The 16,965-nt window shown below is 39.4% G+C and carries 13 protein-coding genes and 1 rRNA gene; 7 read left to right on the top strand and 7 right to left on the bottom strand.

Features of this window, described 5'->3' with window-relative positions:
* Together rrf and JGE69_RS09805 are read left to right on the top strand one after the other, a co-directional pair.
* Positions 1-83, top strand: a 5S ribosomal RNA gene (rrf, locus tag JGE69_RS09800); the annotation flags it as partial.
* A gap of 185 nt (positions 84-268) precedes the next feature.
* The gene (locus JGE69_RS09805; protein ID WP_032012858.1) at positions 269-865 is read left to right on the top strand and encodes a glutathione S-transferase family protein; all 597 of its coding nucleotides are present in this window, start codon (positions 269-271) and stop codon (positions 863-865) included.
* A 48-nt stretch (positions 866-913) separates the two neighbouring features.
* Here JGE69_RS09805 and JGE69_RS09810 read toward each other — a convergent pair whose 3' ends face one another.
* Positions 914-1,618, bottom strand: coding sequence for a TIGR04219 family outer membrane beta-barrel protein (locus tag JGE69_RS09810; protein ID WP_199113261.1), 705 nt, complete (start codon positions 1,616-1,618; stop codon positions 914-916).
* A 639-nt stretch (positions 1,619-2,257) separates the two neighbouring features.
* Here JGE69_RS09810 and JGE69_RS09815 point away from each other — a divergent pair.
* A complete protein-coding gene (locus JGE69_RS09815; protein ID WP_032005072.1) occupies positions 2,258-3,736 on the top strand; it encodes a sodium-dependent transporter in 1,479 nt (492 codons plus the stop codon).
* Positions 3,737-3,748: 12 nt separating this feature from the next.
* Positions 3,749-3,892 carry a methionine/alanine import family NSS transporter small subunit gene (locus JGE69_RS09820; RefSeq protein WP_002119126.1) on the top strand — a complete coding sequence of 48 codons (144 nt, stop codon included), beginning with the start codon at positions 3,749-3,751 and terminating at the stop codon, positions 3,890-3,892.
* 40 nt (positions 3,893-3,932) lie between these two features.
* Here JGE69_RS09820 and rsmB read toward each other — a convergent pair whose 3' ends face one another.
* On the bottom strand, positions 3,933-5,237 hold the full coding sequence (gene rsmB, locus JGE69_RS09825) for a 16S rRNA (cytosine(967)-C(5))-methyltransferase RsmB (RefSeq protein ID WP_199113263.1): 1,305 nt from the start codon (positions 5,235-5,237) through the stop codon (positions 3,933-3,935).
* Entirely contained in the window at positions 5,234-6,196 is a 963-nt protein-coding gene (gene fmt, locus JGE69_RS09830; protein WP_199113265.1) for a methionyl-tRNA formyltransferase, read from the bottom strand. Before fmt ends, rsmB begins: the two co-directional genes overlap by 4 nt.
* A gap of 347 nt (positions 6,197-6,543) precedes the next feature.
* Here fmt and ilvD point away from each other — a divergent pair, with 347 nt between their 5' ends.
* From ilvD to JGE69_RS09845, 3 genes are all read left to right on the top strand, one after another.
* A complete protein-coding gene (gene ilvD, locus JGE69_RS09835) occupies positions 6,544-8,373 on the top strand; it encodes a dihydroxy-acid dehydratase (RefSeq protein WP_068564699.1) in 1,830 nt (609 codons plus the stop codon).
* A gap of 313 nt (positions 8,374-8,686) precedes the next feature.
* Positions 8,687-9,976: a hypothetical protein gene (locus tag JGE69_RS09840; protein WP_057075417.1), complete on the top strand. Its 1,290-nt coding sequence runs from the start codon at positions 8,687-8,689 to the stop codon at positions 9,974-9,976.
* Positions 9,977-10,053: 77 nt separating this feature from the next.
* On the top strand, positions 10,054-10,785 hold the full coding sequence (locus JGE69_RS09845; RefSeq protein WP_017386206.1) for a sulfite exporter TauE/SafE family protein: 732 nt from the start codon (positions 10,054-10,056) through the stop codon (positions 10,783-10,785).
* On the opposite strand, the gene JGE69_RS09850 is transcribed toward JGE69_RS09845, so the two are convergent.
* The 4 genes from JGE69_RS09850 to JGE69_RS09865 all read right to left on the bottom strand — a co-directional run bounded on the left by JGE69_RS09850 (position 10,782) and on the right by JGE69_RS09865 (position 16,836).
* Positions 10,782-11,684, bottom strand: a complete 903-nt coding sequence (locus JGE69_RS09850) for a LysR family transcriptional regulator (RefSeq protein WP_199113267.1) — start codon at positions 11,682-11,684, stop codon at positions 10,782-10,784. The genes JGE69_RS09845 and JGE69_RS09850 overlap by 4 nt on opposite strands.
* An 80-nt stretch (positions 11,685-11,764) precedes the next feature.
* Positions 11,765-13,060: a solute carrier family 23 protein gene (locus JGE69_RS09855; RefSeq protein WP_002119102.1), complete on the bottom strand. Its 1,296-nt coding sequence runs from the start codon at positions 13,058-13,060 to the stop codon at positions 11,765-11,767.
* 297 nt (positions 13,061-13,357) lie between these two features.
* The gene (gene ppc, locus JGE69_RS09860) at positions 13,358-16,042 is read right to left on the bottom strand and encodes a phosphoenolpyruvate carboxylase (protein WP_032007453.1); all 2,685 of its coding nucleotides are present in this window, start codon (positions 16,040-16,042) and stop codon (positions 13,358-13,360) included.
* 170 nt (positions 16,043-16,212) lie between these two features.
* Positions 16,213-16,836, bottom strand: coding sequence for a TetR/AcrR family transcriptional regulator (locus tag JGE69_RS09865; RefSeq protein WP_199113269.1), 624 nt, complete (start codon positions 16,834-16,836; stop codon positions 16,213-16,215).
* Positions 16,837-16,965: the final 129 nt, after the last annotated feature.

Here is a 16,965-nt window from a genome sequence, read left to right on the forward strand (position 1 = left end):
TCCCTTCCCGAACTCAGAAGTGAAACCTCTTAGCGCTGATGGTAGTGTGGGGTTACCCATGTGAGAGTAAGTCATCGCCAGCTCATTATTACAAACACCCCCATTCCAATGAATGGGGGTGTTTTTTATTGGGGTGAAAATAAGAAACTTCTATAAAACTCTAGATATAGCAGAGATAAAGACATATATATTAATTCTAAGAAAGAGTTCTGTTATAAATAATAAGAAAATTAATCTTTTAAGTATGCATAATAAGGGAAGAGCATCTATGATAATTTATGGTGATGTCGGTTCGGGTAACTGCTATAAGATAAAACTATTACTTTCCTTATTAAATATTAATCATAGATGGATCCACGTTGATATTTTAAACAAAGAAACTCAATCAGCTGATTTTTTGTCCTTAAATCCTAATGGAAAAATACCTGTATTAGTCCTAGAAGATGGTCGTGTTTTGAGTGAGTCGAATGCTATCTTAGGTTACTTGGCTGAAGGAACAAAATTTATTCCTACAGATCCTTTTATTAAAGCAAAAATGTACCAATGGATGTTCTTTGAGCAGTATAGTCATGAACCATTTATTGCAGTTGCTCGTTTTATTAATAAATATTTAGGGTTACCACCAGAAAGAATAGAGGAATACCATAATTTACAGCCAAAAGGCCATAAAGCACTATCTATTATGGATAAAGCTTTAGTAGATCACGACTATCTTGTTGGAGATCAATTAACTATTGCTGACATTGCCTTGTATGCATACACGCATGTCGCGGAGGAAGGTGGTTTTGATTTGGAGCTATATCCAAATATTCAAGCGTGGTGTCAAAGAATTCGAGAATATTTAGGTTATGTAGATATGATTTAAATAAAAAAGAACTCATATAGAGTTCTTTTTTATTTCTGAAATTCTGATTTAGAAATGTGCTTCTAGACCTACATATGGGCCTTTAAACTCAAATTTAAGGTCATTGTTATCGTAGTCATCTAAGTCGATATTAAGTACGCGATAGCCTGCTGTTAGACCCAGATCAATGAGTAAGTTATCTGCAAATTTATATTTTACTTCTGCCAGTGCATCTGTAATTCGTGCATCGTCAAAGTTTGTATAAGTTGCTTCACCTTTAGCACTTAAGCCTGTAAACGGAAGTTTTACTTCACCTGACAAATAAGCAATAGGATATGTTTTATCAATATCCACGCGCTTACCTGTATACGCAGTAATATCACCATTTAATACAGTTGCACCAAGACCAGCATCTACACTTACGATATTATCTAGTAACTCGTAGTAGAGGATAAAATCGCTATGATCTAAATCAACTTTATAGTTGGCTTGACCTAAAGTTTCTGATTTAGTCTCGGTATCTAAATTTACATAACGAATTTTTGCATTTGGAATAAATGGAATTGGGTGTTCTATTGCTAATGAGATTTGAGCACTACCTTTTTGATCTAAATCTTGATCTTCAGGTGATTGAGAAGACATATTCACTTTACCGTCATAGAACCAGTAACCTACGTCTCCTTTTACTCCTACGAAGTCTGCTTGAGCAAAGCCACTTAAGCCCATCCCGAGCGTTAATAAAGATATTTTTAATATTTTCATTTTTACATCCACATAAAAGAAATCTTTGAGCGCATGATATAGACATCTTGCTACAGATGCATTGATAAAAAATAAGGATTTGAGGTATGTGATATGAGTAAATTTTTAAACCTTAAAAAAATTAATTTAATTCAAATAATTAATATTTTCTTCCTCATTTAAATGAATTTAATCTTTTAGAAAATTTAGTATAAATTTTGTCAATCGTATCGGACTTATTAAATTTTAATTGATAACTTGGGAGTTAAAAATAAATTAGTGGATAAGTTGAGTAATTAAATAAGTATTTTCAGGGATTGCAATAAAATTGCATTAAATAATAATTTTAATCTACAAGTAGTAGAACGTAAATATTAGCTGAAAAATAACCAATTGTGAAAAAAACTCAGAAAATTCGTAAAATTTCTGACGGAAATTACAGTAAAAAGAAATAAAAACAGGTATTGTTCAGCTATATAGGGGCAAAAAATGGACAAAAATCTTTAAGGAAGAATTTTCTATTTTTGCTTGTTTGTTAAGGGAATAAAAATACTCAAAAGGTGCATTTTATTTTCTACAAACACAAAAGTATTTTTTGGTTCTTTTTTTGCATGCGGAATAACAATCAACAATAGCAGTAAAAATAAGTAATCTTTTAACATTAGGTGTTCTATGACAGATTCTCGTGAAAACTGGACGTCACGATCTGGTTTTATTATTGCAGCCGTTGGTTCGGCTGTAGGCTTAGGTAATATCTGGCGCTTTCCATACGTTGCTTATGAAAATGGTGGTGGTGCGTTTCTTATTCCCTATCTATTGGCACTCATTACTGCTGGTTTACCGTTACTATTTTTAGATTATGCGGTAGGACATCGTAGTACTGGTTCACCTCCTAAAGCGTATCGTGCCCTATTTAAAGGCGGGGAAACATTAGGTTGGTGGCAAGTTTGTGTCTGTATTATCATTGGTTTGTATTATGCAAGTGTACTCACTTGGGCTGGTAGTTATGTTTACTTCTCTATTGGCCAAATGTGGGGAAGTGATCCGGAAGGTTTCTTCTTTAATACCTATTTACAGACTACAAAAGCAACCGGTTTTGATTTACAGTTTGTAGGTCATTTATTCTGGCCGATTGTTGGGATTTGGGCACTTACTCTAATCATTCTTTATGGTGGTGTGAAAAAAGGTGTGGAATTATCGAATAAGATTTTCATGCCTTTATTATTCATTCTCTTCACTATTTTAGTGATTCAATCATTACGTTTACCAGGTGCAGTTCAAGGCTTAAATGCTTTCTTTACGCCGAACTGGTCAGCAATGATGGATTATAAAGTTTGGTTAGCGGCTTATGGCCATACTTTCTTCTCCCTCTCAGTCGGTTTCGGGATCATGGTGACTTATGCATCTTATTTGAAACCAAAAACGAATTTAACAGGTTCTGGTTTAATCGTTGGTTTTGCAAATGCATCAACAGAGATTTTGGCTGGTATTGGTATCTTCGCAGCGCTTGGTTTTATGGCACATGCTGCAGGTACTGAAGTTAAAGATGTGGTGAGTGGCGGGATTGGATTAGCATTTATTGCATTCCCTAAAATTATTTCAAGTTTAGGTGCAGGTGCCGATTTATTTGGCTTCTTATTCTTCTCTTCCCTTTTCGTCGCTGGTATTTCTTCGATGGTGAGTATTTTGGAAGTACCTATTGCAGCAATGCAAGATAAATTGAAATGGGGCCGTAAAAAAGCTGTAACCATTATTGGTGGTGGTAGTGCGCTTGTATCAATTATTTTATTCTCAAGTGTAAACGCAATTAAACTGGTTGATATCGTTGACCACTTTATCAATAACATCGGTATTATTGGCGGTGCTTTACTTTCTATTATTACCGTAGCTTGGTTTAAACGTTCTGCTCTAATGGAACTTCGTGATCACGTCAATCGCATCTCAACTATTCAATTAGGTAAGGGGTGGGATTTCACTTTAACAGTCATTACATCGTTAATCTTGTTAACTACACTCAGTATGACTGTATTTAATTTGATCAAAAATGGCTATGATACTTATAGTATGAGCTTACAAGGTGTATTCGGCTGGGGCAGTGTGATTTTCTGTGCAGTCGTTGCAATTGTTTTAAGCAAAATGAAAGATCGCTAGGAGGATAGAATAATGAATACTTCAGCAATCGTAATGATGGTAATTTCGATGGTGTTTTTATGGGGTGGCTTGGCTTTGTCCATTATCCATTTATCGAAACATCCTGAAGAGTTAGATGATGTTTTAGAAGAGGTAAAAGATCAGCACACACTTTAATGCTGATCAAGTAAAAAAGCAGGCTTTAAGCCTGCTTTTTTTATGTAATTTTTTGAATTTTACAATAATAAAATCCATCACCAGACTGCGCTTGCGGCAGTAATTGGCGACCATGGGTTTGCTCAACTCCCCAATCAGCATCAATCTTGATCTCTTTTGCATTTGGATTTTCAGCAAAAAATTTCATCATCTGCTGTTCATTTTCAGCTTTTAAAATTGAACAGGTGATGTAAAGCAATGTGCCGCCAACTTTGAGCTGTTGCCACATGTGGTCCAAGATCTGCTTTTGTAGTTCAATGGTTTGAGCTATATCGGTAGATTGGCGCAATAGGCGTATGTCAGGATGACGACGAATTACACCTGTAGCAGAGCAAGGTGCATCGAGCACGATACAATCTACTGGCTGTGCAGGAGTCCATTGAGTTGCATCGGCTGCCAAAATCTCAGTATGACTTTGATCAAGTGCTAAGCGATTTAAGTTCTCAGTTACACGCACTAAACGGCTTGGGTCCTGATCAATCGCGATGAGCTGAGCAGGTTTAAACTTTTCAAGTAAATGAGCAGTTTTACCGCCTGGGGCAGCACATGCATCCACTACTATTTTATCGTTCAAATCTGGCAATAATGTTGCGCAAAGCTGAGCGTGTTCATCTTGTACAGAAAACCAACCTTGTTCAAAACCAGGTAGTTGAGTAATTTGTACAGATTGTTCAAGAACAATACCTGCCTCAGACAAAGTACAAGCACGTGCCTGAATTTCTAGACTTTGTAGTTTTGCTAAATAAGCATCGCGGCCAATATGACGCTGGTTCACCCTTAAGGTTAAAGGCGCGACTTGCTTCAAAGATTGGCAGAGAGATTCCGTTTGTTCACCCCAATCCTTTTTTAAGCGTTTGAAAAGCCAACTTGGTAAGCCATGTGCTTGCTGTAAACCTTGCTGAAAGTCATCAGTTTCACGAGTAGCTCGGCGCAAAATAGCATTCACAATACCGCTGAGAGCAGGGAATCCAAGTTGTTTAGTCGCATCTACTGTTTCTGAAATAGCGGCATGTGCTGCAATACGCGTGCATAGAACTTGATAAAGACCAACATAAAGACAGGTTTCTACTGTCTCATTATTTAAAGGCTTGCTGAGTAGAGGTAGGCTAATTGATTTAAGCGCAAACCATTGGCGCAATGTACCTAAAACCAACTCGTGAAACAAAGCACGATCACGCTCTGCTACCTGATTGAGCTGTGTATTTAAAATACTAGCGAGTGATTGGCCTTGCTGAACTTTTAGTAACGTCTGGACGACTTGAGCACGCAGGTTAAAACGTGAGGAATTTGAGGTAACCTGACTCATGGCAAAATTTGTCCTACATGAAGTTTTTGAGTTTGTGCAATTTGTTGAGCGTTTAATGCTTTACCACCCGGCCACTGCACGCTAGTCAGACAAATAAACGTATTTTCACCGCAAGCAATGTGCACACCTTGTTTATCGATTGCAATAATTTCACCAGCTTGGGCACTTGCTTTGGTTTGGCTAGAAACTAGAGAGCTCCAGACACGCAAAGCATTATTTTCATCTAACTGAATGAATGCAACTGGCCAAGGGTTGAACGCACGAATATTTCGGTCAAGTTGAACAGCATCATTTGACCAGTCAATACGAGCTTCTGATTTTACGAGCTTATGAGCATAGACCGTTAAGCTTTCGTCTTGAACTTCGCGTTCTGCCAAATATTTTTGTAGTGTTGCTTCTGACTCGAGTACCGCACAAATTGCTGTTGCACCTTGAGCTGCGAGTTTGTCATGTAATGTCGCTGAGGTATCTTCGGCAGTAATTGGGCAGTATGTTTTATACATCATATCGCCTGTATCTAAACCGGCAGCCATTTGCATGATGGTGATTCCGGTTTCTTCATCACCTGTTGCAATCGCACGCTGAATTGGTGCTGCACCGCGCCAGCGTGGTAATAGTGAGCCGTGAATATTTAAACAGCCATATTTCGGTGTATCGAGCACAGTTTGTGGAAGAATTAAACCATAGGCTGCAACCACCATCACATCTGCGCCTAAAGCTGCCAGTTCTTGTTGAGCCGCTAAGCCTTCATCTGTAGATGCTTTGAAGTGAAGGGGTTGATAAACAGGGATATTATGCTCAAGTGCAAGTTGTTTTACGGGAGATGGCGTTAGTTTTTGTCCACGACCCGATTTACGATCTGGCTGAGTATAAACCGCGATAATTTCATGGGAAGTTTTTAATAAAGCCGCCAATGCTGTTGCAGCAAATTCGGGGGTGCCAGCAAAAATAATTTTCACAAATGCAATCCAAAAAGAGTTTAGGCGTAGTATACGTGAAAAACGATTGAAGCCCTAAACTCATGGCGATTGAGCATTTTAGTTTTTAAATAGTGAACAAAAAATTATTGAAAAACTTTTATTGATAAAAAAAGGTTATGAAAAAATAAAAAATTATTCATGTAAGTTTTGCTAAATATTGACTGTCTATTACTGTTCTTGGCTTTCCGAATATTATTTGCTTCTATAGAATGGAGAATGATCAAATTATGATGATGAGTCAATATTCCGACTGATCTAACGCTATATCAGTATCATTCGCCAGAGCGGGAAAAATTCCGCTCAAGCACAACTTGTTGGAAACACTAATGCCTGACTATCGTTCAAAAACATCGACACACGGAAGAAATATGGCTGGCGCACGTGGCTTATGGCGTGCAACAGGAATGAAAGATGAGGATTTCGGCAAACCGATTATTGCGGTGGTCAACTCATTTACTCAATTTGTGCCGGGCCATGTACATCTTAAAGATCTAGGGCAGCTTGTCGCAGCAGAAATTCAGGCAGCAGGTGGTGTTGCTAAAGAGTTCAATACGATCGCAGTAGATGACGGGATCGCAATGGGGCATGACGGCATGCTTTATTCTTTACCATCACGTGATTTGATTGCTGACTCAGTTGAATATATGGTGAATGCACACTGTGCAGATGCCATGGTGTGTATTTCAAACTGTGACAAAATTACTCCGGGAATGCTCATGGCTGCGATGCGTCTGAATATTCCTGTTGTTTTCGTGTCTGGCGGACCAATGGAAGCTGGTAAGGTTAAGTTCCGCGGTAATGAAAAAGCGATTGACCTTGTTGATGCAATGGTTGTTGCGGCTGATGAAAGTTATACAGACGAAGAAGTTGAAGAATTCGAACGTTCGGCATGTCCAACCTGTGGTTCATGTTCAGGTATGTTCACTGCAAACTCAATGAACTGTTTAACCGAGGCTTTAGGTCTATCTTTACCGGGTAATGGTTCGATTGTTGCGACACATGCAAACCGTAAGAAACTATTCTTAAAAGCAGGCCAACTTATTGTTGAATTGGCTAAGCGCTATTACGAACAAAACGACGCAAGTATTTTACCTCGTTCGATTGCAACCAAGGCGGCGTTTAAAAATGCGATGACCCTTGATATTGCAATGGGCGGTTCAACTAATACGGTTCTGCATTTATTGGCTGCGGCAAGTGAAGCAGAAGTTGATTTTACAATGGACGATATTGACGAGTTATCACGTCGAGTTCCTGTATTGTCGAAAGTAGCACCTGCAAAACAAGACGTTCATATGGAAGATGTTCATCGTGCTGGCGGTATTATGGCTATTTTGGGCGAACTTGATCGTGCGAAGTTGCTTGACGTATCTGTACCGACTGTACACGAGAAAACTTTAAAAGATGCGTTGGATAAGTGGGATATTATTCGTACTGAAGATGCAGACGTTTATGAATTCTATCGTTCATCACCAGGTGGTGTGCCAACTCAAGTTGCATTCTCGCAAAATCGCTATTATTCAACGTTAGATGGCGACCGTGAAAAAGGCGTTATCCGTAATGCAGAACATGCATTCTCTAAAGATGGTGGTTTAGCAGTTCTATACGGCAACATCGCGCTTGATGGCTGTATCGTGAAAACTGCGGGTGTTGATGAATCAATCTTGAAATTTACGGGCACAGCGCGTGTATTTGAGAGCCAAGATGCGGCTGTAGACGCAATTTTGGGTCATGATATTAAAGCTGGCGATGTGGTTGTGATTCGTTATGAAGGTCCACGTGGTGGTCCAGGCATGCAAGAAATGCTGTACCCAACTAGCTATCTTAAATCGAAAGGTTTAGGAAAAGACTGTGCATTGGTAACAGATGGTCGTTTCTCTGGTGGTTCATCAGGTCTTTCGATTGGTCACGTTTCACCAGAAGCAGCTGAAGGTGGTGCAATTGGTTTGGTTGAAGATGGCGATACCATTGAAATCGATATTCCAAACCGTACCATTCACTTAAACGTTGATGATGCGACTATGGCGCATCGCCGTACAGTGCAAGAAGCGAAAGGCTGGCATCCGAAAGAAGAACGTAAACGTAAAGTATCAAAAGCGTTAAAAGTTTATGCAATGCATACAACAAGTGCAGCGAAAGGAGCTGTACGCGTTCTATAAAATATTCAATTTTAATAATTGATTAGGAATCATGCACCCTTTAACACGATGAATTGCTATCATGTTAGGGGTGCATTTTTCATGTCTGGTAAAAAAAATCAGCTTGTAGAAAAAGGTGTTTTTAGATCATTCTATGGGTTTGCCATAAAATGGTGATAAAATCTTCACCTACGTAGAAACTTGCTAAAAACATGACTTATTTTCTGCGTGAACTAAGGTAGTTATATTTCAATCTCGACTACTGTTTTACCTTGCATTATGATCAAAACAATCTTTGATCTCGCTTAGGATTTATTTTTTAGAGGCACAACTCATGTCACTGCTACGCCGTTGGTTTGACCCTATTCGATCGAGCTGGTTTTACCAAAAGCCTTCTCGTCAAGCGGTGTTACCCACGGAAAATGGTTTAAGTATTTATTTACGACTTGATGATGTGTATAGCTATTTGGCTGTTCAGCAATTGTCTCAGCTAGATGAAATTTTAAGTGATGAACTTAAGCCTTTAAAAATTATTATTTCGCATACGGCTTCTGAACCCCCAAACAGTATGTCGCATGAAGAGTGGCAGAATTATTGTCTAAATGATGCCAAGATATTAGCCAAACAACATCGTTTCGGTTTTGATGAATTTCCAGAAATCCCAAGCCCAGAATCTTTAAAACAAGCGGCAGTCATATTAAAAAGAACCCCATTACAAGGTCAGAACTTCTTCCATCTATTAGAAGATATTTTTCACATGCTTTGGCAACAACAATATGGAAAGTTGCGAACTTTACATGCCATGGCAGTTAAACATCAGCTTCCTCAACATTTTTCAGAACGCATTTTTACGGATGAGCCTGTACCTGCGGCATACTTTGAATTTGGTGGACGTAAATATCACGCAGTAGATGATTTATTACGTTTAACTCGTCGTCTGAAGCAGCAAAAGTTACTGACGGGCAATCCAATTTTTTTAATTAATCATATCGAATGGCGTGAACATTTGATTAATGATGCTGAAGCGCTTACCGAAATTCAGACCCTTCATCCTGAACTTGATATTTATATTGCTTTAGAAGATCCAATGAGCTGGTTGTTACTTGCCTATATTAAAGAAGAGCTGGCTGATTATTATGATATTCAACTAAAAGTTTACCCTTTAAGTTATCAAGGTCGAGACTGGTTTGACTGGAGTTTGGCGACACGTGTTTCTAAACGAACAGGTGTGGCCTTTACGCCATTTTGTCGTCCTACCGAGGAAAGTACACTGGAAATGGCAAAGCTTTTTTATAGTGTGCAAGAAAATCAGCAAATCGATACAATTTTTACAATATTGCAGGCAGTTTGGACGAAAGGAAAAGATTTATCTTTCTTAAAACATTTTCAACAGTTACAGCAGCAACTTGGGATTGAGCAGCTAACTGACCAAGATGTGCAATCTGTTTTGGCGCAGAATGATGCACTTTGCAAAGACAAGCATCAGCCTGATTTGCCAGTTTTAGAGCTGCGTATTGATGGTCAGACCTACGTATTTAATAGCTTGTATCGTGTATGGATGATCGAAAGTATTTTTAGCAATGTATTAGAAGAAAAATATAAAACAGCCTCAACTTTTAATTGAGGCCTACTCCTAAAAACAAGAATAGGGCAGTACCTGTTTTTTCCGTAGCATATCCTTTAAGGAATCGGAGATAAACAGTGACTTTTTTAGCAATTATTATAGTGGTCTTTGCCTTCGCTGGCATGATTAAAGGCATGATCGGTTTAGGATTACCCGCTGTATCGATGGGCTTACTCACCATCGCAATGAGCCCTTTTCAGGCAGCATCTCTTCTGATAGTTCCTTCAATGGTCACCAACGTCTGGCAGCTTTTTGCTGAAGGACATGTCTGGGCTTTTATTCGCCGTTTCTGGACTTTGCTTGTGGGTATTGTTGTAGGCTCAATATGGAGCTTTTTACCTACTTTAAGTCAAAGTCATGGGCATAGTAGTGAAATTTTATTAGGCTGTATGTTGGCCTTATATGGACTCTATGGTTTGTGCGTGAAGAAACTTCCACACTTAGGGAAGTATGAACGTTGGCTATCACCGATTATTGGATATATCGGCGGGGCAGTGACTGTAGCAACTGGTGTCATTATTATTCCAATCGTTCCTTATTTGCAGTCTTTACATTTAAAGCGGGATGAGTTGGTTCAGGCTTTAGGACTAACGTTTACTGTTTCTACCATTTGTCTTGCAGTCTTTTTACACCACAACCCTATGTCGGGAATGACATTGGATTATCGTTTATCTTTCGCTGCATTGTTGGCGGCGCTCGTTGGAATGTGGTTAGGTAAAAAAATCCGTTATCGGTTAAACGAGCAATTATTTCGTCGTATCTTTTTTATAGGTTTGGTGTCATTAGGTCTTTATATGATTTTGCATTAAGCTAATTTTTCAGGACGATGCTGCAATAAAAAGTCTGCAAATTGTTGGTAACTGCTAGGTAGCTGGTTGAAATTTTGGGTCGCCAAAAGCAGTTTACGATTTGCCCACGCGCCTAGTAGTTGAATGGAATGAAAGTCATAGTCCGATTGCAAACGCTGGGCAGCACGAGCCGGCATAATTGCAATTCCGACGCCTTTGGCGACTACCTCAGCAATCGCGCCAAAATTAGGTAAGCGCAAACGGTACTGTATGTTAAAGCCCAATAGCTTAGCTTGAGTTTCGATGGACTGTTGCAACGAATGGTGGGGTTTAAGACCAATAAAACCATAATTTAAAGCCTCTACCAAATTCAGCTCTTGGTGTTGAGCTAAATTGTGAGTAGGAGGACAAATCAGAACTAATGGATCACTAGCAAACTCCTTAGTTTGCAAATGGCGGGTATCAAAAAAACTTGAGACCAGCCCAAGATTTGCAACTCCTTGCGTTAATGCCTCTACAATTTCTGAACTTTCTGCCTCGTGTAAATCAATGTTCATTTCGGGATGAAGCACCAAATATTGTGGTAATAACGGAGGCAAATATTCGCTTTGAGCGGAAGAGTTACACCAAAGTGTTAATGACTCTGATGTAGGTGGCCTAAAACGCTGCATTTCTTGTTCGAGTTGTTCTTTTTGTGTCATCAGTTGACGGGCATGCTCTACAAACGCGTGTCCCGCTGTGGTGAGCTCCACTCCCGTCGTCTGGCGAATAAATAAGGGCGTTTCAAAATATTGTTCGAGTTTTTTTATACGTTCACTGGCGGCTTGAAGTGAAATTGCAGAGCGGTCTGCACCTTTGGTTAGACTACCTGTAGAGACAATATGAAGAACCAGCTGTAAATCAAAAAAATCAAAACGCATGACAGGGAACGTATTGAAGGCTAAAAAGTCATCATACTAAATCGTAATAAAAAAAGGCAGCTTGCGCTGCCTTTTTGAATTTAGGTTTTATCTTTTAAACTAAACAGCCAATTTAAAATAATGGCTGCAAAAGTTGCGGTACCAATACCACCTAAATTGAAGTTACCGAACAATAATTCAAAGTTACCGGCACCTAAAATAATCGTGACTGAAGCAACAATTAGATTTTTATTGTTAGAAAAATCAACTTTGTTTTCGATCCAGATTTTGGCCCCAGCAATGGTAATTAAACCAAACACAACAATAGACGCGCCTGTTAAAACAGCACTTGGAATCGTACTAATTACCGCACCAAATTTTGGAGATAAACCTAAGAAAATTGCAAAGACACCTGCGATCACAAAAACAATGGTTGAGTACACACGAGTGACTGCCATCACACCAATGTTTTCACCGTAAGTAGTCATCCCTGGAGCGCCGACACTACCAGATAATGTTGTCGCCAAACCATCTGCAACAAATGCTTTACCTAATTGTGGAGTCAGGTTTTCACCAGTCATCGCGCCAACAGCTTTAATATGTCCTAGATTTTCTGCTACTAAGATAAGCGCAACTGGCGCAATAATTAGCATAGCATTCGTGTCAAAAGTAGGATGCGAAAAGCTTGGAATCCCAAACCATGCGGCTTGTGAGATCTGGCTAAAATCGATTGGTTTACCTAAACCTAGCCCATTGGTGGTGATGGCATAAATCACATAAGCCAAGATCAAACCAATCAACAGAAGCAAGCGTTGCAACAGGCCACGAGTAAAGACTGCAATACTACCCATACAAAGTACGGTAATTAAGGCCATCCACATTTCAAATGGTTGGCCTGCAACACCTTTAATCGTAACAGGTGCAAGGTTCAGGCCAATAATCATCACAATGGCACCAGTCACCACAGGCGGCATGAGTTTTTCAATCCAGCGTGTACCAGTAAGCATCACGATAAAACCGATGATGGCATAAAAAACACCACATGCTACGATTCCACCTAAAGCCATAGATAGATTTGGATTGGCACCTGAACCTGTAATATGCCCAGTTGCAGCTGCAACCACCCCAATAAAGGCAAAACTTGATCCTAAGTAACTTGGAACACGACCACCTGTAATTAAGAAAAACAGAATGGTACAGATTCCAGACATTAAAATAGCAAGGTTAGGATTAAAACCCATGAGTAAGGGTGCTAAAACAGTCGCTCCAAACATAGCAAATGCATGTTGAATACCCAAAACAGCACTTTGAACGGGTGGGAGATATTCATTGGTAGAGACTGGCCGATGGTCAATATCACCTTGGTAAGGCTGCCATTTTGGAAACCAATTGGACATAAAATAAGCTCATTATTCTTTAATTGCTGCCATGATACTCTTTCTTGTGAGTGCATTTAATCTCTACAGAGAAGTATATGAGTGAAAAGTAATTATTTTTTAACGATTGGTATAATTTTAAAAAAACTAAATGTGCGTATTTAGTTATTTTTTTCTCATAAATATTAATTTTATGATTTTTAAAAAATATTCAAAAAAATAGAAAATCGGAGAAAATTTAAGAAAAATAAAGAACTTTGCAAGTAAAAAGCAGCACATCGAGATGCACTGCTTTATAAAACAATTGGTAAAATTACCTTAACCTGTATTACGTAAACCAGCCGCAATACCTGCAATACTCACCATGAGTGCATGGTCAACAGGGGTGTGTTCTGCCTGACGCTCAGCAAGATAATCACGACGACGCTTCATGAGTTCAGCCTGTAAAAGATGCAAAGGAAGTAAGTATGGTTTACGAACCTGCATAGATTGATCAAGAACCTCGTTGTTACTCAGAAGCTTTGATTCATCTTTCAATTTAAGTAGCGTTTCAACAGCATCTTTTAGTCGTTGACGTAATTGATTACCGAGCACTTTTAAATCTTCATCTTCAGTCAAATGAGATTCGTAATAGAGTGCAATGTTGGCATCGGCTTTAGACAATACCATTTCCAGCATATCAATCAGCGTCTGGAAATAAGGCCATTGCTGGAGCATTTCATCAAGGGTTGCTTTTTGCTGATCGGCAATCACTTCATTAATTGCTGCGCCAGTACCTAGCCATGCAGGTAACATCAAACGGATTTGTGTCCAAGCAAATACCCATGGGATCGCACGTAAAGACTCGATGCCGCCACTCACTTTTCGTTTTGCAGGACGTGAGCCTAATGGCAACATTTGTAATTCAAGCTCAGGCGTGACAGTACGTAAATACTTCACAAAGTGTGGATTTTCACGGACTGTTTGGCGATAAACCTTAACAGAATGATCTGTCATACGGTTCATGAGTTCACGCCATTCAGTTTTAGGTTCTGGTGGTGGTAATAAGGTCGCTTCAAGTGTTGCTGCGGTATAGATTTCAAGGTTTTGCATCGCAATACCTTCTAGACCGAATTTGAAGCGAATCATTTCACCTTGTTCTGTGACACGGATTGCCCCAGAAATTGAACCAGGAGGTTGCGAGAACAAAGCCTGTTGGGTTGGTGCTCCACCACGGCTAATTGAACCGCCGCGACCATGGAATAATGTCAACTGTACGCCGTGTGTTTGAGCAATTGCTGTTAGCTCTTCTTGAGCACGATATTGCGCCCAGTTGGCAGACATGAAACCAGCATCTTTTGCAGAGTCGGAGTAGCCAATCATGACTTCGTGTTTACCCTGAATGTGCTGTTTATACCAATGCATATTGAACAGCGTATTCATGGTGCTTGCAGCGCCATCTAAGTCTTTTAAAGTTTCAAATAGAGGAACTACACGTAAAGGGTGTTGAATACCTGCTTCTTTTTGCAATAACAACACAGCTAAAACATCACTTGGATATTCAGCCATCGAAATAATATATGCCCCTAAGGATTCAGGCGGTTGGTCTGCCAAAGTACGCATGGTTGCAAATACTTCTTGGACATCTGGATGACCAATTAAACTGCCCTCAGGTTCATTAATATATTTCGGTAAAAGCGGGCGTTTACTTTGTAATTCCTGAATGAGGAAGTTTTGGCGCGCTTGTTCAGTCCATGATTCAAAATTACCTAAACCTAAATATTCAGTAATTGCTGAAATCGCTTGGCGATGACGGCCTGATTCTTGGCGAATGTCGAGTTTAAGTAGTTCAATACCAAAACAGTTCACACGATAGATGAAGTCGAGAAGCTGACCATTCGCAATTTCAGGTAGGTTACTGTCGATTAAAGAACGGTAGCACAGCAATAAAGGCTGTAAGAGTTCGTCTTTGCTTTTAATGACATTGCTGTCGTCTGCTTCTAAGCCTTGTAAACGCTGAGCTAACCAGTGGCGAGTTGCTTTTAAACGCTCGCGGGTTGCACGTAAATATTCACGATAAGGTTCTGCATGTTGGCTACCAATTGCTTGAATCATTTCTTCAGAACAAGTCTGGATTGAAAGTTCCCAACGTAAATTTTCGATATCTCTTAAATAGAGGTCCGCAGCTTGCCAGCGTGATAACCAGAGTACTTCTTGGGTAATTTGATGAGTAACATTTGGGTTACCATCTCGGTCTCCACCCATCCAAGATGCGAAACGTACTGGTGCAATATTAAGTGGTAAATTGAGTTGGCAGTTTTCTTGAACTAATTCATTTAACTCGCGAATGAATTTAGGTACAGCATTCCAAAGTGTTTGCTCAATTGTGGCAAATCCCCATTTTGCTTCATCGACTGGAGTAGGGCGGTGCTGTCTAATTTCATCTGTTTGCCAAGCTGAACTAATTTGTTGCTTTAAGTTTGCAAGTGCATTTTGGCGTTCGCGTGGGGTAAGTTTTTGCTGATCAAGCTGTGAGAGGCAAGCGTTAATATCATCGTATTTTTGAATCAGGGTACGACGACTCACTTCAGTTGGGTGCGCTGTAAGTACTAACTCAATCTTAAGATCACAAATTTGCTGGAACAGTTTTTCTGTCGAAATACTTTTATCTTTAAATTTTTGAAATAAGTGAACAAGCGGATTCGGAGAGTTTGCATCCGAATCAAATTCTGCCTGTCTGCGGCTACGGACCACATGATATTGCTCGGCAATATTGGCAAAATTGAGGAAGTGAGAAAAAGCGCGGGTGAGAGGTAATAGCTCTTCATCGGGCAGTTCTAAAAATAATTGTTCTAATTGCTTTTCGGCTTCAGCTTGACCATCACGTGCACCTTTGGCAAGAGCACGGATTTGCTCGATCTGATTAAACAGTTCTTGTCCTGCATGTTGTTTTAGGGTTTCACCTAACAAATTACCAAGTAAGCGGACATCCTCACGCAGTGGCGCATCGATTTGCTGAACCATGCTATTTTCTCCTGTTCTTATTCTTATCGAATATAGCGCGATTAACAAACATTCCAAGCTTTGAGCGTAAGAAAATGTGAATTTTTGCTTAAAAAATAACATTTAATTCGCTTGTAGCGTCTTAAAAGCTGGCATGCACTCAGCGTAACTTTTGACAATCGGACTTTGGTTTAATTCCGATATTTGAGCAAGAATAAATGAATTGCATCTTGAATAATTTGTTCAAGCTCGTGCGCATTGGGTACAGCAATAATCCTAAGTAAAACCTTCTGGTGACGTACACCAAGCAATAAGGACAAAAGAAGTTCGGTTTGATAGGTTGGGTCATCGGTTTGAATAAAACCTAATTGAGCTGCTTTTTGCAAAAACTCGGTTAACTGATTTTGCAGTCGAGTATGAGATGCATCAAAAAACTGTAGAGCGAGTGGACTTTGTTCTGCTGCAAGTTCAAATAAAACATGTTCAAGTTTAAGCGCCTCAGGTGAGTAAATAATTTGCAAGGCGCGTGAACACACAATAAAGAGTGCTTGATAAAAATCTGCCGATGCATCTAATTCGAATTGTTTAGTACACAGTGTCTCTTCACAGGTTTCTGTAATCGCACAGATAAATAAGTTGGCTTTGTCTTGAAAGTGATTATAGACCGTCAGTTTAGTTACACCTGCTTCCTGTGCAATCTGGTTCATGCTGGTACCGTGATAGCCAGATTTCAAAAAAATAGCTTTAGCGGCTTGTAAGATACGAGCACGTTTTTCTAGATCTTTTGGGCGACCACTTTGATTAACTGTTTGCACAAAACCCTCTAAATAATAATTTTAAAAAATAAACACTTATACATTTTTCTTTAATTAATGTACCCATGAGTATATTAATTAAAAAATAAACGAACTATGATGCAAGCATATTGTGCCTTAAAAAATCAG

It is taken from the genome of Acinetobacter sp. C13, assembly GCF_016809775.1.
Taxonomy (GTDB): Bacteria; Pseudomonadota; Gammaproteobacteria; order Pseudomonadales; family Moraxellaceae; genus Acinetobacter; species Acinetobacter pittii.

Coding starts and splice junctions, on each gene's coding strand:
- JGE69_RS09820 (WP_002119126.1), top strand. CDS start 3,749: ATGAATACTTCAGCAATCGTAATGATGGTAATTTCGATGGTGTTTTTA.
- JGE69_RS09805 (WP_032012858.1), top strand. CDS start 269: ATGATAATTTATGGTGATGTCGGTTCGGGTAACTGCTATAAGATAAAA.
- JGE69_RS09850 (WP_199113267.1), bottom strand. CDS start 11,684: ATGCGTTTTGATTTTTTTGATTTACAGCTGGTTCTTCATATTGTCTCT.
- rsmB (WP_199113263.1), bottom strand. CDS start 5,237: ATGAGTCAGGTTACCTCAAATTCCTCACGTTTTAACCTGCGTGCTCAA.
- JGE69_RS09840 (WP_057075417.1), top strand. CDS start 8,687: ATGTCACTGCTACGCCGTTGGTTTGACCCTATTCGATCGAGCTGGTTT.
- JGE69_RS09815 (WP_032005072.1), top strand. CDS start 2,258: ATGACAGATTCTCGTGAAAACTGGACGTCACGATCTGGTTTTATTATT.
- JGE69_RS09855 (WP_002119102.1), bottom strand. CDS start 13,060: ATGTCCAATTGGTTTCCAAAATGGCAGCCTTACCAAGGTGATATTGAC.
- ppc (WP_032007453.1), bottom strand. CDS start 16,042: ATGGTTCAGCAAATCGATGCGCCACTGCGTGAGGATGTCCGCTTACTT.
- ilvD (WP_068564699.1), top strand. CDS start 6,544: ATGCCTGACTATCGTTCAAAAACATCGACACACGGAAGAAATATGGCT.